This window comes from Fructobacillus broussonetiae (assembly GCF_018437275.1).
GTDB classification, from domain to species: Bacteria; Bacillota; Bacilli; order Lactobacillales; family Lactobacillaceae; genus Fructobacillus; species Fructobacillus broussonetiae.
Genome location: NZ_JAAMFK010000008.1, coordinates 40,122 through 61,290, shown reverse-complemented (window position 1 = coordinate 61,290; position 21,169 = coordinate 40,122). Strand labels below are relative to the sequence as shown.

At 45.5% G+C, this 21,169-nt stretch carries 19 protein-coding genes; 15 read left to right on the top strand and 4 right to left on the bottom strand.

Translation table 11 applies throughout. The features are described 5' to 3' along the window. Positions 1-24: 24 nt before the first annotated feature. Positions 25-1,920, top strand: coding sequence for a hypothetical protein (locus G6R29_RS05940; protein ID WP_213809442.1), 1,896 nt, complete (start codon positions 25-27; stop codon positions 1,918-1,920). 89 nt (positions 1,921-2,009) lie between these two features. On the opposite strand, the gene G6R29_RS05935 is transcribed toward G6R29_RS05940, so the two are convergent. After that, positions 2,010-2,501 carry a hypothetical protein gene (locus G6R29_RS05935; protein WP_213809441.1) on the bottom strand — a complete coding sequence of 164 codons (492 nt, stop codon included), beginning with the start codon at positions 2,499-2,501 and terminating at the stop codon, positions 2,010-2,012. A 270-nt stretch (positions 2,502-2,771) separates the two neighbouring features. On the opposite strand from G6R29_RS05935, the gene G6R29_RS05930 reads away from it, so the two are divergent. Continuing rightward, positions 2,772-3,206, top strand: a complete 435-nt coding sequence (locus G6R29_RS05930; protein ID WP_213809440.1) for a DUF1440 domain-containing protein — start codon at positions 2,772-2,774, stop codon at positions 3,204-3,206. A 214-nt stretch (positions 3,207-3,420) separates the two neighbouring features. Next, positions 3,421-3,738: a helix-turn-helix domain-containing protein gene (locus G6R29_RS05925; RefSeq protein WP_213809439.1), complete on the top strand. Its 318-nt coding sequence runs from the start codon at positions 3,421-3,423 to the stop codon at positions 3,736-3,738. A 121-nt stretch (positions 3,739-3,859) separates the two neighbouring features. Here G6R29_RS05925 and G6R29_RS05920 read toward each other — a convergent pair whose 3' ends face one another. Next, positions 3,860-5,821 (bottom strand): ABC transporter ATP-binding protein/permease, encoded by a 1,962-nt coding sequence (locus G6R29_RS05920; protein ID WP_213809438.1) that lies wholly within the window; start codon positions 5,819-5,821, stop codon positions 3,860-3,862. Between the two features lie 139 nt (positions 5,822-5,960). Between G6R29_RS05920 and G6R29_RS05915 the strand changes: the two genes are divergently transcribed. Beyond that, positions 5,961-6,644, top strand: coding sequence for an HD domain-containing protein (locus tag G6R29_RS05915; RefSeq protein WP_213809437.1), 684 nt, complete (start codon positions 5,961-5,963; stop codon positions 6,642-6,644). Position 6,645: 1 nt separating this feature from the next. After that, positions 6,646-7,161: a GNAT family N-acetyltransferase gene (locus G6R29_RS05910; RefSeq protein ID WP_213809436.1), complete on the top strand. Its 516-nt coding sequence runs from the start codon at positions 6,646-6,648 to the stop codon at positions 7,159-7,161. Positions 7,162-7,206: 45 nt separating this feature from the next. Here G6R29_RS05910 and zwf read toward each other — a convergent pair whose 3' ends face one another. Continuing rightward, entirely contained in the window at positions 7,207-8,667 is a 1,461-nt protein-coding gene (gene zwf, locus G6R29_RS05905; protein ID WP_213809435.1) for a glucose-6-phosphate dehydrogenase, read from the bottom strand. 233 nt (positions 8,668-8,900) lie between these two features. Between zwf and G6R29_RS05900 the strand changes: the two genes are divergently transcribed. The 8 genes from G6R29_RS05900 to dnaB all read left to right on the top strand — a co-directional run bounded on the left by G6R29_RS05900 (position 8,901) and on the right by dnaB (position 17,062). Then, entirely contained in the window at positions 8,901-10,136 is a 1,236-nt protein-coding gene (locus G6R29_RS05900; protein ID WP_213809434.1) for an MFS transporter, read from the top strand. Between the two features lie 19 nt (positions 10,137-10,155). Continuing rightward, a complete protein-coding gene (locus G6R29_RS05895; RefSeq protein ID WP_213809433.1) occupies positions 10,156-11,517 on the top strand; it encodes a Na+/H+ antiporter NhaC family protein in 1,362 nt (453 codons plus the stop codon). A 207-nt stretch (positions 11,518-11,724) separates the two neighbouring features. Beyond that, positions 11,725-12,024, top strand: a complete 300-nt coding sequence (gene rpsF / locus G6R29_RS05890) for a 30S ribosomal protein S6 (RefSeq protein WP_213809432.1) — start codon at positions 11,725-11,727, stop codon at positions 12,022-12,024. 30 nt (positions 12,025-12,054) lie between these two features. Next, positions 12,055-12,573 (top strand): single-stranded DNA-binding protein, encoded by a 519-nt coding sequence (gene ssb, locus G6R29_RS05885; protein ID WP_213809431.1) that lies wholly within the window; start codon positions 12,055-12,057, stop codon positions 12,571-12,573. Positions 12,574-12,599: 26 nt separating this feature from the next. Next, complete coding sequence (gene rpsR, locus G6R29_RS05880) at positions 12,600-12,863, top strand: 30S ribosomal protein S18 (RefSeq protein ID WP_213809430.1); 264 nt, start codon at positions 12,600-12,602, stop codon at positions 12,861-12,863. A gap of 160 nt (positions 12,864-13,023) precedes the next feature. Further along, entirely contained in the window at positions 13,024-15,051 is a 2,028-nt protein-coding gene (locus G6R29_RS05875) for a DHH family phosphoesterase (RefSeq protein ID WP_213809429.1), read from the top strand. A 58-nt stretch (positions 15,052-15,109) separates the two neighbouring features. Next, entirely contained in the window at positions 15,110-15,562 is a 453-nt protein-coding gene (rplI, locus tag G6R29_RS05870) for a 50S ribosomal protein L9 (RefSeq protein ID WP_213809428.1), read from the top strand. 3 nt (positions 15,563-15,565) lie between these two features. Beyond that, positions 15,566-17,062: a replicative DNA helicase gene (gene dnaB, locus G6R29_RS05865; protein ID WP_213809427.1), complete on the top strand. Its 1,497-nt coding sequence runs from the start codon at positions 15,566-15,568 to the stop codon at positions 17,060-17,062. A 45-nt stretch (positions 17,063-17,107) separates the two neighbouring features. Here dnaB and G6R29_RS05860 read toward each other — a convergent pair whose 3' ends face one another. Then, the gene (locus G6R29_RS05860) at positions 17,108-17,608 is read right to left on the bottom strand and encodes an aminoacyl-tRNA deacylase (protein ID WP_213809426.1); all 501 of its coding nucleotides are present in this window, start codon (positions 17,606-17,608) and stop codon (positions 17,108-17,110) included. 91 nt (positions 17,609-17,699) lie between these two features. On the opposite strand from G6R29_RS05860, the gene G6R29_RS05855 reads away from it, so the two are divergent. Continuing rightward, on the top strand, positions 17,700-18,428 hold the full coding sequence (locus tag G6R29_RS05855; protein WP_213809425.1) for a GntR family transcriptional regulator: 729 nt from the start codon (positions 17,700-17,702) through the stop codon (positions 18,426-18,428). Between the two features lie 188 nt (positions 18,429-18,616). Beyond that, positions 18,617-21,070 carry a phosphoketolase family protein gene (locus tag G6R29_RS05850; protein WP_213809424.1) on the top strand — a complete coding sequence of 818 codons (2,454 nt, stop codon included), beginning with the start codon at positions 18,617-18,619 and terminating at the stop codon, positions 21,068-21,070. The last annotated feature ends 99 nt before the right edge of the window (positions 21,071-21,169 follow it).

The window sequence follows — 21,169 nt, the reverse complement described above, 5'->3', positions numbered from 1 at the left end:
ATGAGAAGGAAAGGAGGGCGCGTTATGAAGAAGATGCTATTAATTATGGCTGCTTTGTGCGCCCTTTTTTTCGTACATACAGAAAGTGTTTCGGCGAACTACTCGACGGACACCGATACTAGTGGAAAAGTTACCGGTGTGAAGGGCGCTACGTATTATAATGTCTATTCCTGGAAAGACATGTTCGATGCCTATAAGAATTCAAGTGAATCAACGGTTTATTTGAACGTTAAAAGTGATATTCAGGGTTCAGCTGATGCAAGGAAGGGTCAGCAAGTTCAAGAAGGCAAGAGCGTTAAAATCTTAGGAAACGGCAATTATCTTTACTTTGCTGCAAGTAGCGACCCAACGAAGGGAACCGCTGTCTACGAAGGTGACAATAAAACAGCTGGCTTTTATACGCGAGATGATAGTGTTACGAATCAAACAACATTATCGATAGAAAACGCCAAGTGGATTAACAGTATTAACTTCGGAATTTTTGAAGTATCAAAAAATGCCGCAGCAAAAACCATTTACAAAAATGTTATCGAAATGAACGGTTCTGCGGACAAAGGTGCTACGCCAATAATGAATAGGGCGGGAGCAATCGAATTCTATGGTGATAACGTTTTTAACATTACTAGAGCACTTAGTAAAAACTGGGGTTCAGGTAAAGTGGATGCTAAAAATTTAGGCAGTACGCTTACTTCTCCAGCTGGTTATGCGAACGCTAACTGGATTCAGGGTGGAAATGACGTTACTGTATATGATGGATCCACAACTGTTAATTCAAACGCGAAGTATCAAAAAACGATTCACCATTATGATTCAGCTAACTTTGACTCCCGCTTGACGGTTAAGTCGAAAGCTAAATTGTATTGGAACAGCGATACAATCTGGTTTTTGGAAGAACGACGAGTGAAGACAAAGACTTGGAACATCGAGGATAAAGCACAATTCATTATCAATGGAACCGTGAACTCGATGGGTAACAACAAGATTACTAACGAACACCAATGGTTTGGCCGAGATAATGAATTAGCTCCTTGGAATCTAAACATCGGAAAAGGGGCGGTGCTTGATGCGCAAACCGGTGGAACGATTTACCGTGGAAGAACATCAACGATTAATCCAACCAATATTAACGTTGGGGAAAATGGAACGCTTTCCCTTCGGACGCTAGCTGCTTCTTGGTCTTTGTTTGACGGAAGCTTGGCTGGTGGATCCATTAATTTGAGTAAGAATTCGCATATGGTATTGCAGGCGAATGTCACGAATAAAGTGCCGATGTTTGCGAATAGTGGGGGTAGTATTTACCTTAATGGACCTGGATTGGGACTAACCGCGTCATCAAATTTTGATGGAAGCGATGCCTATCATGAGCCAGCAGCAACAGGTGCCATCTTTGTTACCATGGATGGCTTCCCTGTTAAACCCGCCTATTCAAGTGCCACGACGAGTAAGCTTCCGACGGCTAAGTACATTGAATTTGGTACTGGAACGCCAATTGTAACCTTTGGTGCAACGATGCTTGATCGCTTGTTCAAATTAGATTCTTCAAAGTTGCCAATGACCACTGGACTGTCTTCCTTGATTGGTGGACAGGACCCGATGAGCTTTGCAGTGACGTCGAATAAGGAAGATCCAAACGTTGCCGTTCAAGCTAAGATTACAAACCAGAAGTTTGGGGATGCTTTTAAGTATTCTTGGAAGAGTAATAACGGTGATGTGACGGCGTTGAATTCAACTCCTAAAACCATTTGGACGATGAATGATGGCTACGATTACTCAGAAGGTGGAGCCGGTTATAACTACACGGCCAACTTCGATCAAAATCATGGTCTTATGATGCAAACAACGAATCAGTTAAAGAATGGTACTTATGACGATGCGACAATTAACTACTCGTTGGTTGATGGTCCGCAGACAAGTAACTAATCGTATGAAAAGAACCGCTGTGATGCGGTTCTTTTTTAGTGCAATGAAAAAGACCGGCGGTTAGCCGGTCTTTGTTTTTATAAAGGAAATTACTTCTTCTTTTTACGTGACCACCAGTGCTTCTTCTGGTCCTCTTCCAATTCGATGCGTTGCACGCGGGAAGTGACCTTATCCAACTGGCTCAACGTTGCCATTTGGAGGTGCTGCTGTTGATCCACCGTCGTTTGTGTTTTCTCCAAGTTGTTTTCAGCGCTCTTCAAGCTTTCCTTCAACGTGTCGATGTGTTGCTGACGGTCTGACAGTTGCTGATCCTTGTAGCCGATTTGTGACTCGAGCATCTGAAGCTTCATCTTCAACAATTCAACTTCCGCTTCGGTCTCAGCGTTCAATGACCCGAGGTATGAGTCGTTTCCGGGCTTCAAAGCAGCCAACTGGTCTTCTGTATACGTTCCGTTCAAATCGATACCGCGCAATTTTGCCCGGTGGAAGACCGTTTCACGGTCCACGCCAAGGTACAAAACAAGCTCAGCGGTTGAACCAAACGTATAGTAATCAATCATGTTTTCGCGTTTTACTTTCAACTGACTAACCTCCATTGAAAACAGCGTATCATTATTTATCGCCGTTTGTTTGAGTCATGGTCGGGATGAATAGCTATAATACTAAACGTTGATAAAGGTTTAAAACTTTTATTAACCTAACCCTACAATATTTAATTATACCAAAAAACATTGCTAGGGCGGGCTTTCTCGGCTCGAATTTATGAAAATCGCTAGGGTTCTTTCGATAAAATCTTTTTTAAAAGTGTGCTATCATAAAAATAGATTAGAATGGTTAGAAGGAGGACAAATATGTTCATCACCATTATTTTTAATGCCGTTTGGGTAGGAATCCTAGCTGGAATTCTAGGTTTTTTGGTTCAATCTGGCTGGAAAAACGTTGTAAAAAGCGAAGAAGATAAAAAAACAGAAGCCTTGAGTATTGGAGCTGGCATCTTTATTGATCTCGGTAAGATTCGTCTCTTTCTCCTGTCCATCTTGATGGGGGTTGTTTTCGTCATTTGGGCAAACTACGACTCAGCCATAACTGATGGTTCTGGAACCGTCTTTGGTTTCATCATCTGGTTAGCAACCGAAGGAATCTACGACCCTGTCTTCAAAAAGAAGCCATGGTTCTTCCACAAGCCTTGGCAACAAAGTGTCTCACACATCATTGCCTTCATTTTGTGGGGCTGGACAATCTATCTGGTCGCTATCGGTTTGCCAATCTCAGGTGTCTATTTCTAATTGTTTGGTAAAAGAGGTTTAAAACCTCTTTTTTTATATCATTCATTCCTTTTAATCATTGATTTAATATCGATTTGGAATAAATACGAACAAATGTTCGTATTTTTATGGAAAATGATAATAAAACCAGGTATAATGAAAGCAAGAAATCGAAAAAACGAAAGGGCCTGCCGCCAAACTGAATATCGCAGAGCGATAGATAGGAAGGTGTGTTATGGTTCTTGTTGGAAAATCAATGCTTAAGGGCATCAATCAAAAAAGAGTCGAAACGGAGTTACGCGTCTACTTTCAGATTGACTTAGCCTCGCGGATTAAGAGTGCCCGTAAAGTGCACGGGCTTTCACAAGCACAAGTGGCGGCGTTATTGCACTTGTCCCAGTCCGCAATCTCTAAGTATGAATCAGGTCAGGTTCTTCCTGATTTGCTTGTTCTCTTGTCTTTTTGTCACTTGTACAAGCGCGAGTTAGAGAAATCTTTTGACTGTCCGTTCTTTAGAGAGTATCAAGCAAAGCTCCCATGCATTGAGGATTGAACGCAAAAGCGGCATCCGCTCATTAGCGGATGCCGTTTTTGTATGCAATAAAAGGAAAAAGAAAAACGCCGAAAGCAAGGAGTCTTTCGGCGTTTCTTCGATTCGCTTCGTCGACTAATGTTTAGTCAGCTGACAAAGCATCGATTGGGTTCAAACGGGCTGCACGGCGTGCTGGCAAGAGTGCAGCAAGGAGTGAGATGATCAATGCCAATACGAAGGCAGTGATGACGTTACCCGTTGAGATTTGGACAAAGGCGTAGTCCGCGATGCCCTTCAACGCACCGTTTACACCACTTTGAGCCAAGAAGGCAATTCCAGTGGCGACTACGGCGGACAAGACACCGGTAATCAATGATTCGGCGATGAAGAGACGTTGGATGTCCTTCTTTGATTCACCCAAGGCACGGAGAATTCCGATTTCCTTAGTACGGGCTGAAACGGACATGAACATCGTTACGATAATCATCAAAGCGGAAACAAGGAGTGAGATGCCGGCAATCGTTGCCAAAATCGTCGTGACCAAGTTGACGTAAGTCTGAATGGTCTTAATCATGCTTTGAACCGTTTGGGTCTTGTAAAGACGGTTGTTGTTGTCCTTCAAAGCATCAATCTTTTCAGCAGTTGGTGTTACGTTGTCCAAGTCGTCGATCTTAACAGATACTGACTGTGGGTCGGTTTCAACGTTTGCGGCTTGCATAGCCTTCACCATTGAATCCGTGTTCAAGGCGTTGACGGCCGTACCATTTTCAGATTCAGCAATTCCAGAAACCGTAGCGGTCATCGTAACCGTCACCATTTCCTTGTTCTTGTTCATCGTCTGGTATGACAATTCAACTTGCTTACCAAGGATGTCCTTGTAGTTATCCTTGTTAAACTTTTCGGCAACGGTCTTCTTATCAATAAGAACTTCACCGGCCTTCGTTGGGGCGTGACCGGCCTTAATTTGATCCGTTGAATCAGAAGCCGTCCAGTTTTGAGCAGTGCGCATCTTTTGCGTTTGGTTGTTGTACTTCACGTCAATGTTTGCTGCATTGTATGAACCTTCAACAGACTTCACGTGCTTTTGCTTCTTCAACTGATCCATTTGGGAAGTCGTGAAGGCAGGCGTGTCAACCTCATCTTGGTCACCAAACTGTGATTGGTCGGCGTCCTTCACATAACGTGAGACTGACATCACTTGGGGATTTGCGACCTTGGTGATTTGGTTACCCATGTAACCGGAAACACCGTTTCCAAGACCTGAGAAGAGAACAACAGAGAACAAACCGATGGATGTTCCCAAGATGATGAGGGAGTTGTGCTTGATGTTGTACTTGAAGTGTTTGAACGCGTTGCGGATAGCAGACAAACTGGACAACTTCTTTGAAGGAATCATTTCCTTATCTTGAAGAGGGTAAGCAGCCTTGATGCGTTCGTCTGATTCGATTTGACCTTCGGCCAAGCGAACGATGCGCGTTCCTTCAGAAGCAACGGCTTCAGAGTGGGTAACTGTAATAACCAAACGGCCTTCTTCGGCAATTTCGTTCAACAGTTCCAAAACTTCCTTGGTGTTTTGGGCGTCTAGGGCACCGGTTGGTTCATCGGCAATCACAATCTTAGGATCGGATGCCAAGGCACGGGCAATGGCAACACGTTGCTTTTGTCCACCTGACAATTGGTTAGGGTACTTGCGCATTTGTTCGCCCAAGCCAACCTTTTCGAGCAATTCCTTGGCACGTGTTTCACGTTCCTTCTTTGACAAGGTTGTCATCTCGAGGGAAACCAACACGTTATCCAAAACGCTCAAGTGAGAAATCAGGTTGTAAGACTGGTAGATGTATCCGATCGTTTCACGACGGTACTTGTCTAATGCCTTTTCCTTCTTGTGGTCTAATTTCTGTCCGTTAACTTCAACAGAACCTTCGAAGTTGCGGTCCAATCCACCGATGATGTTCATCAACGTGGACTTACCACCTCCAGATTCTCCGAGAATAGAAACAAAGTCTCCGAGGTCGAAGTCGAGGTTGATTCCCTTCAAAACGGGGAATTCTTGTTGTCCTAAGAAGTAGGACTTCTTGATATTCTTTAATTCTAAGAATGCCATAATACATTTCCTTTGCTTTTATATTTTAGCTTACTGTACCAGTATAACGATTCCGGTTATCTTTTGTGCTTACAAGCTTGTAAGGTTAACCTTACACCGCTACAATAGGAATAACAGAAAGAATGAGAAGGAGTGAGCAATGAACATTGCAAAAATCGAAACCTTTTCAAAGAAGACTTTGGATGGGGATGCCTCGGGCCACGACTGGTTCCACGCAAAGCGGGTTGCTGACTGGGCGGTTCGTTTCTATGAAGAAGACCACGGTGAAGCCGACGGGCAGACGGAAAATGTTTTGCGCGCGGGCGGGTACTTGCACGATACAATTGATGACAAAGTCGTTGTTGATGTGCTGTCGCAAATCGACACGGTGGAAAAACTCTTGTCCGACGCCGACTTTTCCAAAGAGCAAATCGATGATGTGATGGACACCATTCAACACTTATCTTACTCTGCTAACTTGGAAGAAAAACATGAACTATCGACGCTTGGAAAGTACGTCCAAGACGCCGATCGGATTGAAGCGCTCGGTGCCATCGGGATTGCGCGCGTCTTTGCCTACGGTGGGGCGAAGGGACGTGCAATCGCTGATCCGCGTTCACTCCCAAAGACCAGTTTTAAAAATAAGCTAGCCTACCGCAACAGCAGTAACCCTTCTGTGAATCATTTTTACGAGAAACTATTCAAACTGCCGGCCCAGTTAAATACGGCGGCTGGTCGTAAAGAAGGGGCAAAAAGGGCGGATTATATGAAGTACTTCCTTCGTACTTTTAATGAAGAAACCGGCCTGTTGGAAAACAAGGCCTTCGATTTGGATAAGGTGTGAGATGAAAATAATTGAAGCGAATGTAGATGATTTGAAGGCATTGCAGACGATATCTCGTCAGACTTTTAAAGAGACGTTTGAAGAAGACAACGATGCCGCTGACCTTGAGAAGTATTTGGAAGAGGCATACGGGGATGAAAAGCTGGGCGCGGAATTAGCTAACCCAGAATCTTTCTTTTATTTGTTTGAAGTTGAGGGGGAATTAGCCGGCTACTTGAAGTTAAACGTCGGTGCTGCGCAAAGCGAACACGAGTTAGACGACGCCTTGGAAGTGGAGCGGATTTACTTCTTGAAACGATTCAAAGGACAAGGGCTTGGTAAGAAGGCCATCTCGATCGCCCATGAACAAGCAGAAAAGCTTGGCAAGGTGCGTTTGTGGTTGGGTGTGTGGGAACATAACGCCCCCGCCATCGACTTTTACAAAAAGCGTGGCTTCGAAGAATTCTCAGAACATATCTTTGTGCTGGGCGATGATCGCCAGCGTGATATCTTGATGAAAAAAGAATTGAATGCATAAGAAAAAGACCTTTCCATTTCGGAAAGGTCTTTTAATATTCAGTGATTATTCGCCGCGGTATACCCAGGCGTCACCATTTTGGGCCAAGAGCTTGTCAGCTGCTTCAGGTCCCATCGTGTCTGATTCGTAAATTTCAAGTGGTGCCTTGTCAGCTGCGTAAACATCTGAAAGGGCGTCCGTGAACTTCCAAGCCGTTGCAACACCGTGCCAGTCGGCAAAGTTTGAAGCGTTTCCGTCCAAGCAGTCGTGGATCATACGTTCGTATGGTGCTGGCGTTTCGGCCTTTTGTTCAGCCGTTGGGGCCCAACCCAAGTTAACCGTTTGCGTTGAGAAGTTATCCGCAACTTCCTTGGCGTTCAATGACATCGTGATCTTTTCGTCAGGTGAAACAACGATGGTCAAAACAGTTTCTTGTGGTTCTTGTTGACCACCAAACTTGAAGGCACCGGCCTTGAAGACAACGTCGATACGGGTCGTCTTCTTCGTCATGCGCTTTCCAGAACGGATGTAGAATGGCACGCCTTCCCAACGTGGGGTGTTAAAGTGCAATTCTCCAGCGATGTAAGTGTTCGTCTTTGAATCCTTAGGAACATCAGGTTCGTTTGTGTAAGCCACGTGACCTTCTTGCTTTCCCGCACCGTATTGTCCACGAACGAAGTAACGGTTAACGCCGGCTTCATCATAGATTTCCAAAGAAGAGAAGGCTTGGTTCTTAGCTTCTCGGATAGCAACGTCGGAGAAGTCCTTTGGTTCTTCCATGGCCAACCAACCGATGATTTGCATCGTGTGGTTTTGAATCATGTCCAAGAGTGCGCCGGCTTGGTCGTAGTATCCCGCACGTTCTTCAACTCCGAGCGTTTCCGCCAAAGTAACTTGAACGTTCTTGATGTAATCCTTGTTCCAAGCTGAGTTCAACATTGGGTTACCGAAGCGGAGTGGGGCGATGTTCATCACCATTTCCTTACCCAAGAAGTGGTCGATTCGGTAAACTTGGTCTTCAGAGAAGGCAGATGTCAATTGGTTTTGCAATTCTTCGGCCGTCTTGTATGAAGTTCCAAATGGCTTTTCAATCATGATGCGGTTGTAACCTTCATCAGCCAAAAGACCTTCAGACTTCAAGAACTGAGCAATCGTTCCGAAGAAACGAGGCGCAACAGACATGTAGAAGATGCGGTTACCCTTCACGCCGAACTTGGCAGAAGCCTTTTCGATTTCTTCCTTCAAAGAAGCGTATCCAGCTGCGTCGGTAACGTCAGAAGCTTCGTATGAGAAGTGGGCCAAGAAGGCTTCCACTTGTTCTTTGTCTTGTCCTTCTGACACAGATTGGCGAACCATATCTTGGTATTCAGCATCCGTGATGTCTTGACGGGCCGTTCCAACGATGGCGAAGTGCTCTTGCAAGTAGCCCTTCTTATACAAGTTGAAAACGGATGGGTAAAGCAGGCGCTTGGCGAGATCACCAGTAGCACCAAAGAACGTAATTAAGGTCTTTAATTCAGCAACCATATGAATCCCCTTTATCTCTTTTCTCTTATCCTCTTCATTATAAACGATTCAACGTTAAAAATCAGTTTGAAAGGCTTAAAAAAATAAAAAATGCAACCGCTTACTTTACGATAAGGCTGGGAATGTTAAAGTTCTGCCCTTTTTGGTCCCCGTCCCTGTTAGAATAGAAGCAGTATATCAATTTCTAAAAAAGTTGAAAAAACCAAATGCCAAGCAGGATAAGGAGGAAGCGGATGGTCGAAACAAATCGTAAAAAGTTAAATGAAAAGTGGCTGTTGATTGCCAACTTGGCAGCCAACACTGGACACGCCATGATTTGGCCAGTAACAACGCTGCACATGACGTTGAATCTGGGCCAGTCGCTAACGACCTCTGGTTTAGTTCTCTTGGTTGCCGCTTTGATGAATGTCTGCGGAGCCTTTATTGCCGGCCAACTCTTTGATCGTTGGAAGCCTTATCCATCCTTGATTGGTGCCTCTGTTTTGGCTTTCTTATCCGTCTTTGCCCTTTTCTTCTATAATGGCTGGCCAGTCTTTGCCATCTTAATTTGGCTGGTTTCCATTGGGCTTGGTGCGATTACGACTTTGCTAAACGCCTACGCCACGACGGTGACTGGAAAGCAAACTCGAGTCATTTTCAACAACATGTATATCATGCTAAATGTTGGCGTTGTCTTTGGAACATTGGTTGTCGGTTATTTGTTCAACTATGGTTTCTCGTGGTTGATGTTGATTGCTTCGACCTTGTATGCGGTGTTGGGAATTATCGTTGCCATCTTCTTTAACGTTGATACCGAACCGGTGCAAGAAAGCGTTGAAGAAGTTCAAAACGACACGGTCACTGCGGATCCAGAAGACCTCCAAAAAGCCATTAAGTTTGATGGGGCAGCAAAGAAGGCGAAGTTGAAGATGACGCCACTTCTTTTGTGGATTGCCGCCTTTCTTCTATTGATGTATCTTTCCTATATGCTCTGGGAAACGGTCATGGCTAACTATCTGTATAAGATTGGTATTTCAACAGCCCACTATGCGAACCTCTGGGTTTTGAATGGTTTGACGATCATCGTCTTCCAGAAGATGATTTCAAACTGGGCTAACAAAAGAAACTATGCCATCTCTGTTATTTCGGGTGGACTGATTTTCGCGACGTCCTTCATTTTGATGTTGTTTGTTAACCAGTTCTGGCAAATCGTTTTGGTCTTTGAGTTGTTGACGTTGGGTGAAATGCTTGCTTCGCCACAGGTTCCAGCCTGGGTTTCACAAGTGACGCCAAAGGAAGTTTCTGGGCAAGCTCAGGGCTTTGTCGGCATGATGATTTCACTTGGTCGAATGCTCGGACCGGTCTATGGTGGAATTATGCTCGACCACGGATGGTTTGACGCCCTCTTTATCTCCGTCTTTGCGGGGATGGTCCTCGTGAACTTTGGTTTATATTTGATGGTTTCAAAAAAGAAATCAACCAAAGCTTAATTATTAATAGGTACTAAATATGAATAAAACAGTTAATCGAACCTTTGCGAGCGTTTTGCTCCTTGGGGTTATCCTTATTTTGGCCGGTGGTATTATCGGTCTTGGTTTGGCGCCAATCGCGCCATTGTTGGTGGCTATTGCCTGGGTCGTTTTGATGATGCGTCTGAAAGGTGTTTCTTTCAAGGAAGCACAAGAAGCATTGATCAAGGGGATTGAACCTGGGCTCACGCCACTTTTCTTGTTCCTTTTGATTGGTGCTATGATTGCACTTTGGCTTGGAACCGGTGTTATCCCAACGATGATTTGGGCAGGATTCAAGTTGATCAATCCTGACTGGTTCTTGCCAACGGCGCTCATCACTTCCGCAATTGTTGGAACGGTGATTGGGTCTGCTTTTACAACCTTGTCGACCGTCGGTGTTGCCTTGATGGGGATTGGTATCACGCTCGGATTCAATCCTGCCCTGGTAGCCGGATTCATTCTTTCCGGTGCCATCTTCGGTGATAAGACGTCACCGTTGTCCGACTCAACAAACCTAGCGGCTGCCGTTTCTGAAACGGATTTATTTGCCCACTTGAAGAACTTAATGTGGACGACGATTCCTGCCTTCACGGTGACCTTGATTTTGGCCTTCTTCTTTGGCTCTGATGTGAAGCACGGCGGAACAACAACCCAGGGGTTGACCCTAACTCACTTGCTCACGCCAACGTGGTGGGCGATTGTTCCAATCCTACTCATCTTGGTGACTGCTATTAAGAAGGTTCCGGCCATTCCGGCCTTGTTAATTAATGTTGTTGTATGTTCCGTTTTTTTCTTATTAAATGGTCATTCGTTAGAACAACTATCAAACCTCATTGTTAGTGGATACAAAACGCCTTCGCACAACGCCACTTTGGCGGCTTTGTTGAACCGTGGTGGAATGGTTGCCATGATGGACACAATCATGTTGATTATGCTGGCACTCGGTTTGGGTGGTGTACTGTCACATCTTAATATTTTGAAAGCGGTGATGAACCCGCTCGTGTCAAAGTTGAAGTCCCAACGGTCGCTCGTTTTTGCCACCTTGGTGACAGGAATTATGACGAACTTCTTAGTCGGTGAACAGTACTTATCAACCATGCTACCAGGGCAGCTCTTCAAAGATGACTACAAGCGCTTTGGTCTGTCGCCTTTGGCTTTGTCCCGTGCCATGGAAGATTCCGGTGCCATCGCAAACTACCTTGTTCCTTGGGGAGTTGCTGGTGCCTTTGCCAGCCAAACACTTCACGTTTCAGTGCTTTCCTTTGTGCCCTTCACTTTCGTGGCCTTGCTCTCACCAATCTTTTCATTGCTTTCTGCTTTGACGGGAATTGGTTTGAAACAAGCTGAAAAAGGCGCATAAAATAATTTTTTAAAAGTCAGCGGCGATAGTCGCTGGCTTTTTACGTATAATCCAGCGTAGGGGAGGAAGAGGCTGAATTTCACGGTTTTTCAAACCCCTTGTCAAAAGACTAAAAATTTAGTATATTTAATAGACGTGAGTACAGAAATCTGTACGCACTCCTTGCAACCAATTCGGGTTGCCAGAGACCAAAAGGAGGAAAAATCTATGACTACAGCATACGAATTAACATACATTATTCGCCCTGACATGGAAGCTGATGCCAAGAAGGCGCTCGTTGAACGCTTTGACGGTATCTTGACTGACAACGGTGCGACTATTGCTAAGTCAGCTGACTGGGCCGCTAACCGCCGTTTCGCTTACGAAATCGCTGGTTACCGCGAAGGTACTTACCACGTAGTTGAATTCTCAGCAGACGTTAACGACGCCGCTAATGAATTCGACCGTTTGGCAAAGATCTCAGCTGATATCTTGCGTCACATGATCGTTAAGACTGACGAAAAGTAATCAGGCATTCCACAGGGAGGGACCTAAAAGATGATCAATCGAGTTGTATTAATTGGACGGTTAACCCGTGATGTGGAATTGCGTTATACCCAATCAGGTGTTGCAGTTGGTTCATTTACGCTTGCCGTAAACCGTAACTTTACGAACGCCAACGGGGATCGCGAAGCTGACTTCATTAACGCCGTTATCTGGCGGAAGGCAGCGGAAAACTTTGCCAACTTTACCGGTAAGGGTGCCCAAGTTGCAATCGAAGGTCGCTTGCAAACTCGTAACTACGAGAACAACGCTGGCCAACGAGTATACGTGACTGAAGTTTCTGTCGACAACTTCTCATTGTTGGAGTCAAAGGCTGATTCAGAACGTCGCCGTGCTCAAAATGGTTCTTCAGACCAAGGTCAAAACTTCCAGAACGGTGGTTTTGGTGGTGGCCAAGCGGATTCATTTGCAAGTAACAACCAAAGCAATAATCAAAGTGCTGGTAACGCAAACCCATTTGCAGCCAACACAAATTCGGAAATCGACATCTCAGATGACGATTTGCCATTCTAAAAATTCTTTTACGAAAGGAGCTTCTCATGTCAGAACAAAACGCACGTCCACAACGTCGTCGCCCACAAGGTGGACCACGCCGTCGTCGTAAGGTTGACTACATCGCAGCTAACCACATCGAATACGTCGACTACAAGGACACAGAATTGTTGGAACGTTTCATCTCAGAACGCGGTAAGATCTTGCCACGTCGTGTGACTGGAACTTCAGCAAAGAACCAACGCAAGGTTACGGCAGCTATCAAGCGTGCCCGTATCATGGCCTTGTTGCCATTCGTCACTGAAGACTAATGGTATTTAACCAAGACTTAGGTCTTGGTTTTTTTGTGCACAAAATTCTTTAAATCGCCTGTTTAAAGGCGTTTCTGGCTTCCTTTTCCTTCTGACTTTTAATCGTGTACGCCAGGATATGGTAAAATAGGGCTAACATTCAAAGAAATTTGAGGCAGTTATGAAAACATTTCTAAATATTGGTGCTTTATTCCGCTACCAACAAAATAAAACTTTTATCATGTCGCTCTCAATGGCGGCACTTGTTACCTTGCTGTCATTGGTGCTTGCAAGCATGTACAGCATTGTGTTTGGACTCGTTTGGCTTGTCATCTTGATTATTATGGCGGCTGTTTTGCTTCGCCAATTAATCTTGTCCAGCCAGGACTCAGAATCCTACCTGGATGAGTTGACCTACCGAGTGAAAAATAGCCAGCAAGAAGCAATCTTGCAGATGCCACTTGGAATCGTTTTGCTGGATGGTGATCGTGTGGTTTGGGTTAACCCTTATCTCCAAGAGCTCTTGAAGGAACGTGATTTAATCGGTTCAAACCTTTCAGAAGTGGAGCCGGAAATCGGTGAAGCGATGAAAAAAGACGAAGAAGTCACAATCGTTAACTGGTTGAATCGCTCCTTTGTCGTGAACTACCAAGAAGACCTTGGGGCCCTCTACTTGATGGATAGTTCCGAAAACGTCGCTTTGAAAAAGGACTTGGATGACCACCGCTTGGTTACGGGAATTGTATCCGTTGATAACTACGAAGAAGTAACTGAGGGAATGCTCGATTCTGAAACGTCAAAGTTGCGTACGGAAGTGACGGAACAGTTGACGGATTGGTCAAAGAATTACCGTCTCTATGTTCGTCGCCTTTCACCAATTTCATACCTTTTGATGGGTTACCAAGAAGACTTAAAGAAGGCTGAAGACGATAAGTTCTCAATCGTGAAGATTGTGCGTGAAGCAACGGCACAACAGAATTCGCCTTTGACGTTATCAATGGGAATTGCCTATGGAGAACAAGACATTAACTCCCTTGTTCAACTGGCACAAACAAACTTGGACTTGGCCCTTGGTCGAGGTGGGGATCAGGTTGTTGTGAAGGCTGAAAACGCACCTGCACGTTTCTATGGTGGAACGACTAACCCAATGGAAAAGCGGACGCGAGTCCGTGCCCGTGTGATTTCACAGACCGTTGCGGAATTGATTGACCAGGCTGACCAAGTATTTGTTGTTGGACACAAGATGCCCGACTTGGATGCTGTTGGTTCAGCCATGGGACTCTGGCGCTTTAGCCAGACGCGCGAACGCAAGGCCTTTGTCGTGGTTGACGAAGAAAAAATTTACTCGGACATTCAGTCTTTGTTGAAGGCTGTTCGAAACACGGATCCGGAAGACGCGGAACCTGGTGTCAACTTGGGTGCCTCTGTCATCTCTGAAAAAGATGCCCTTGAACGTGCAACGGATCGTTCGTTGTTGATTTTGGTTGACCATGCTCGAGAAGCCTTGTCGGGTGCACCAGAATTACTGCACAAACTAGACGAACACTTGGTGGTTATTGACCACCACCGTTTGGCTGAAAACGGATTGACTGAAAAGCCAATTCTTTCATACATTGAACCGTATGCTTCTTCTACTTCAGAATTGGTAACGGAATTGTTGCAGTACCAAAACCAAAAGAGTGCGCCAATCACACGATTGGAAGCAACGGCCATGCTTGGTGGTATCCAAGTGGATACGAAGAACTTTGTCTTACGGACTGGTTCACGTACCTTCGACGCCGCTTCTTACTTGCGTGCTAACGGTGCCGATAGTGAATTGATTCAATCCTTCTTGAAGGAAAAGTTCTCTGACTTCAAGGCTCGTGCTGAATTAATCTCAGCTGCCGAAGTGAAGAATGAAGCAGCTATCTCAGTCGGTGATAACGAGACGGTATACCCTGGTGTGATTACCGCCCAGGCAGCCGATGAGTTATTGCAAATTGAAGGTGTTAAGGCATCCTTTGTTTTGACAAAGCGCGACGACGGACGTGTTGGAATCTCGGCGCGTTCAAACGGTGACTTTAACGTTCAAACGGTCATGGAAGACTTGGGAGGTGGTGGACACTTGTCCAACGCCGCCACACAAATGGCAGATGTCACAACAAACGAAGCGTACGACAAGTTAGTTGAAGCCATTGAAGGTCAGGAAGAAGAGGAAGCGGCTAACTAAAAGCTGCTGTATAATAAAGAAAAGAATGCGGGACGAAGTCCCCTTAGAGGAGGCAGATATGCAAGTAGTATTCTTGGAAGATGTAAAAGGTCGTGGTAAGAAGGGCGAAGTAAAGAACGTTCCTGATGGATACGCCAACAACTTCTTGATTAAGAACAAGAAGGCTGAACCTGCCACTGGAAAGAATTTGGGGGCCGTTAAGGGTCGCCAAAAGGCCGAAGAAAAGCAAGCTGCTGCTGAATTGGCCGCCGCTAAAGATTTGAAGGCGAAGTTGGAAGACGAAAAGACGGTTGTGACGATTCCTGGTAAGGCGGGAACGGATGGCCGTTTGTTCGGTGCTGTTTCAACAAAGCAAATCGCCGCTGAATTAGAAAAGCAATACCAGGTGAAGATCGACAAGCGTAAGTTGTTGTTGGACCAACCAATTCACGCCATGGGCTTCACGTCAGTACCTGTTAAGTTGCACAAGCAAGTTCAAGCTGAACTTCGCGTACACGTTAAAGAGGGGTAATTTATGGCCGACGTTTCATTAATGGCCAACGAATATCGCCAAGCGCCTCAAGACATCGAAGCTGAAAAAGCCGTCCTTGGGGCGATTTTCTTTGATGTCTCTTCTGAGACGGCAATGAGCACTGCTGAATCAATCTTGGAGGCCAAGGATTTTTACCGAAGCGCGCACCAAGAGATTTTCAAGGCAATGCACCTGCTTGTCGCTGAAAGCCGGCCAATCGATATTTTGACCTTGCAAGACAAGTTGAACGGTGAGGGACAACTCGAAAACGTAGGTGGGTTAGCCTATCTTTCTGAACTGTCTGAATCAACTGCGTCTGCTGCTAACTTGAAGCACTACGCAGCCATCGTTCATGAAAAAGCGGTTTTGCGCCGTTTGATTGAATCCCTAATGAAGTCCATGTCACTTGCCTACGACGGAGGTAAAGATTCCACTGAGTTGTTGGAACAAGTGTCACACGAAGTGGATCAATTGGCTTCGAACCAGGGGAACGATGAGCTTCGTTCCATCCAGGATGTTATTGCTGAATTCAACGAAAACTTGGAAGAGGCTTCAAAAAACGATTCTGATATCGTTGGCTTGGCAACGGGGTACCAAGAGCTTGATAAGTTGACACACGGATTCCGTGAGGATCAAATGATTGTCATTGGTGCCCGTCCAGCCGTTGGTAAGACAGCCTTTGTTTTGAACATGGCACGGAATGCCGCTAAGTCCGAAAAGGTACCTGTCGTTATCTTCTCACTGGAAATGGGTGCCGTTGATTTGGTTACTCGTTTGGTTGCCGCAGAGGGTGGAATTGATTCCAACCATTTGACGACTGGACAGATGACAAAGGACGATTGGTCGACGTTGACGGTTGCCACAAACTCTTTGTCGCAGATGAAGATTTACATGGACGATACGCCTGGAATTCGAATCGCTCAAATTGGTGCAAAGTTGCGCCAACTTGAAAAAGATTTGCTTGCGGGTATGTCAGAAGAAGAACGAATTGCTAATCCGCATCCGTTGGGGATGGTCGTGATTGATTACTTGGGTCTGATTGAGTCAGGAAACACCGAGAGTCGTCAGCAGGCCGTTTCTGAAGTTTCTCGTTCCATCAAGAAGCTTGCGAAGGAATTGCACACACCAATCGTTGCACTGGCACAGCTTTCTCGTGGTGTCGAACAGCGAACGGACAAGCGTCCGGTTCTTTCTGACTTGCGTGAATCTGGATCAATCGAACAGGATGCCGACATCGTTGGTTTCTTGTACCGTGATGATTACTACCGTAACGATGGCGAAGATGATGCTGGACCTGCTGAACAAGAGCCAGAACAAGAATCTGTTCCCATCGAAGTTATCTTGGAAAAGAACCGTGCGGGAGCCAGAGGAACGGCGACGTTGATGTTCAACAAGCCAACCTTTAAGTTCGCCGACCGGGCACCAGGCTATCGGGATGAAAATCCTTACGGAGGTGCACCATTGCCACCAATTCCGCCTGAAACAAGTAACGGTTATTAATATCAATAAAAAAAGCACATCAAGCGATGTGCTTTTTTGTTTGTTCTAGTTTTCGGTAAGGTCCTCAAAAGAAGAGCCAATCATGGCCGCTAAGTCTGTTGGCTTCATTTTATCAGAGTGCCCGAGTTCCCCAGCAGAAACGAGGAAGAATTCCTTGTCCTCAGCCTGTTTGGCGAGGTAAATTGGAAAGCCTTTGTTCTGCCAAATACCAACGGGGTTGTTTGCCCCGTGAATATAGCCGGTGGTTTTTTCCAGTTCCTTTTGAGGGAGCATGTGCACTTTCTTATTCCCAGATACAGAGGCGAGCTTTTTCATGTCGAGGCGTTCGGTGAGGGGCACGACGGCAACGACGGGCCCCGTTTTATCACCTTTAGCAGCCAAAGTCTTATAGATGTCAGACTCTTGAATGCCCAACTCCGCAAAACGGGCGGCCTTTTCCTCTTCACTCAGCTCAAGGGCGTTCAGCTTCATCGGCTCGAAAGCCACCCCATGCTTTTTTAGAACTTGTTCGGGTAATGTTTTTTTATCTTTTTTCTTCTTTGCCATAGGGTTATTTTAGCACAAAATGGCAAAGTCAGACCCGGTCCGGGCAACCAGTTTTTAAACTGGTCCGACCAATTCATGCTAAAATAGAGGCATGACAGAAGCAAAATACGTGGCTGTTCAAGCCGACATCAAATCAAAAATTTACCAGGGAGCATACCCTGATCTGAAGCTGCCTGACGAGCGGACGATGGCAGAAGACTACGACGTCTCCCGCTCTTCCATCAAGCGTGCGCTTAACGTTTTGGTTCAGCAGGGGATCATCTTCAAGAAGCGTGGTTCTGGAACCTTCGTCAACCCGCTCTATTTAAAGAACCAAGCCATCTTCCAGCACGAAGGATCAAACTTGGGTGTGTCCGATTCTTTTCGAATCAACGGACAGGCACCATCCATTGAGCTGCTCGACTTTCGCGTGATTCAGGCCAATCCAGAACAACAATCCGCTCTTTTCTTAAATGACGGTGATTTTGTTTATGAAATTAAGCGTTTGCGTAAGTTGGATGGTGTTCCCTTTATGATTGAGTACGGTTACGTGCCAATCGCCCTCCTTCCGGGATTGAAGAAGGGGGATGTTACCCAGTCCATCTATGGCTACGTCGAAAAAGAAAAGCAACGCAAGGTGACGCGATCCTTCATGACCGTGATGTGTGCGCCTTCAAACGACGAAGAGCAGAAGCTTTTGCAACTGAAAGAAACAGAGCCCGTTGGCATCATGGAAGGAATCTTCTTTATGGATGACGGAACGCCGCTTGAGTACGCTAATATGCGTTTGCATTACGAATACCTGCGCTATAACGCTTTTGTTTCCCTTGGTTCAGAATAAGAAAATCAAGTTCTTATAATTGGACCGGTCCAATTATAATTTAAATGCAACCAAAATCGAGAAAGTTGCTTCCAAGGGCTGGTTTTTCTTGAATCACCATTTGTCACTCGATATAATGTACTTGTAAATATTTAATCGGAGGAACGCATAAGCGTCCTTCGTGTAAAGAAAAAAGGAGTACTATTTACATGGTTGATTACAACTCAAAAGAGTACTTGGAACTCGTTGATAAGTGGTGGCGCGCAACCAACTACTTGTCAGCTGGGATGATTTTTTTGAAGTCAAACCCATTGTTCTCAGTTACTAAGACGCCAATTCAAGCTGAAGACGTGAAGGTTAAGCCTATCGGGCACTGGGGAACGATCTCTGGTCAAACTTTCTTGTACGCTCACGCAAACCGTCTGATCAACAAGTATGACTTGAACATGTTCTACATCGGTGGTCCAGGACACGGTGGCCAGGTTATGGTTACGAACGCCTACCTCGATGGTGAATACACGGAAGACTACCCAGAAGTTACACAAGACTTGAAGGGTATGTCAACGTTGTTCAAGCGCTTCTCATTCCCAGGTGGAATTGGTTCTCACATGACGGCCCAAACACCAGGTTCTTTGCACGAAGGTGGAGAATTGGGTTACTCATTGTCTCACGCCTACGGTGCTGTTTTGGATAACCCTGACCAAATTGCTTTCGCAGTTGTTGGTGATGGTGAAGCCGAAACTGGTCCATCAATGACTTCATGGCACTCAATCAAGTTCTTGAACGCCAAGAACGATGGTGCTGTTTTGCCAATCTTGGACTTGAACGGATTTAAGATTTCTAACCCAACGATCTTCTCACGTATGTCAGACGAAGAAATCACAAACTTCTTCAAGGGTCTTGGATTCTCAGCTCGTTTCATCGAAAACGACGACATCCACGACTACATGGCTTACCACGAAAAGACTGCTAAGGTTATGGACGAAGCCATCGAAGACATCCAAGCTATCCAAAAGGATGCCCGTGAAAACGGAAAGTACGAAGATGGTACGATTCCTGCATGGCCTGTAATCATCGCTCGCTTGCCTAAGGGTTGGGGTGGACCAACACACGACCTTAAGGGAATGCCAATCGAAGATTCATTCCGTGCCCACCAAGTTCCATTGCCACTTGGCCAAAACAACTTGGAAACTTTGCCACAATTCGAAGAATGGATGAATTCATACAAGCCTGAAGAATTGTTCAACGCTGATGGTTCATTGAAGGATGAATTGAAGGCGATCGCTCCTAAGGGCGACAAGCGTATGTCTGCTAACCCAATCACGAACGGTGGACGTAAGCGCGGCGAAGCTTTGAAGGACTTGGACTTGCCAGACTGGCACAACTTCGTAAACGATATCAACGATGATAACCGTGGAACGTTGTTGCCTGACGCAAACCACAACATGGACATGTTCACTTTGTCAACTTACCTTGAAAAGGTAATGCAAATGAACCCTAAGTCATTCCGTTTCTTCGGACCTGACGAAACGATGTCAAACCGTCTCTGGTCATTGTTCGACACGACTAACCGTCAATGGATGGAAGAAGTGAAGAACCCTAACGACCAATTCGAAGCTCCAGAAGGTCGTATTTTGGATGCTCAATTGTCAGAACACCAAGCTGAAGGTTGGTTGGAAGGTTACACGTTGACTGGACGTGTTGGAATCTTCGCATCATACGAATCATTCTTGCGTGTTATTGACTCAATGCTTACGCAACACTTCAAGTGGTTGCGTCACGCATCAGAACAAGCATGGCGTAACGATTACCCATCATTGAACGTCATCTCAACGTCAACTGCATTCCAGCAAGATCACAACGGTTACACTCACCAAGATCCTGGTATGTTGACTCACTTGGCTGAAAAGAAGTCAAACTTCATCCGTCAATACTTGCCTGCCGATGGTAACGCAACGTTGGCTGTGATGGACCGTGCCTTCTCAGAACACTCAAAGGTTAACCACTTGGTTATCTCAAAGCAACCACGTCAACAATGGTTCTCAGCTGCTGAAGCTGAAGTCCTTGCTAACGAAGGTTTGAAGACAATCGACTGGGCATCTACTGCACCATCAGGTGACGTCGACATTACCTTTGCTTCTGCAGGTACTGAACCAACGATCGAAACGTTGGCCGCCTTGTGGTTGGTTAACCAAGAATTCCCATCAGTTAAGTTCCGTTATGTAAACGTTGTTGAATTGCTTCGTTTGCAAAAGAAGTCTGAAGCTGCTGGAAACGACGAACGTGAATTGTCAGCTGAAGAATTCAACAAGTACTTCCAAGCTGATACACCAGTTATCTTCGGATTCCACGGATACGAAGACTTGGTTGAATCATTCTTCTTCGAACGTAAGTTCCGCGGAGATGTTTACGTTCACGGTTACCGTGAAGATGGTGACATCACCACTACTTACGACATGCGTGTTTACTCACACCTTGACCGCTTCCACCAAGCCAAGGAAGCCGTTGAAGTCCTTTCAGGACGTGGCGTAATCGACCAAGCTGCTGCCGACACATTCATCTCAAAGATGGATGACATCTTGGCAAAGCACTTCAAGGTTACCCGTGAAGAAGGTCGCGACATTGAAGAATTTACGAAGTGGCAATGGTCAGCTTTGAAGTAAGCTGAACACTCCCTTCAAAAGAGCTAGCGAAAGCTGGCTCTTTTTTTATACAAAAAAGACGGATGAATTCTGCTATAATAGCCCTAATTGAGGAAGGAA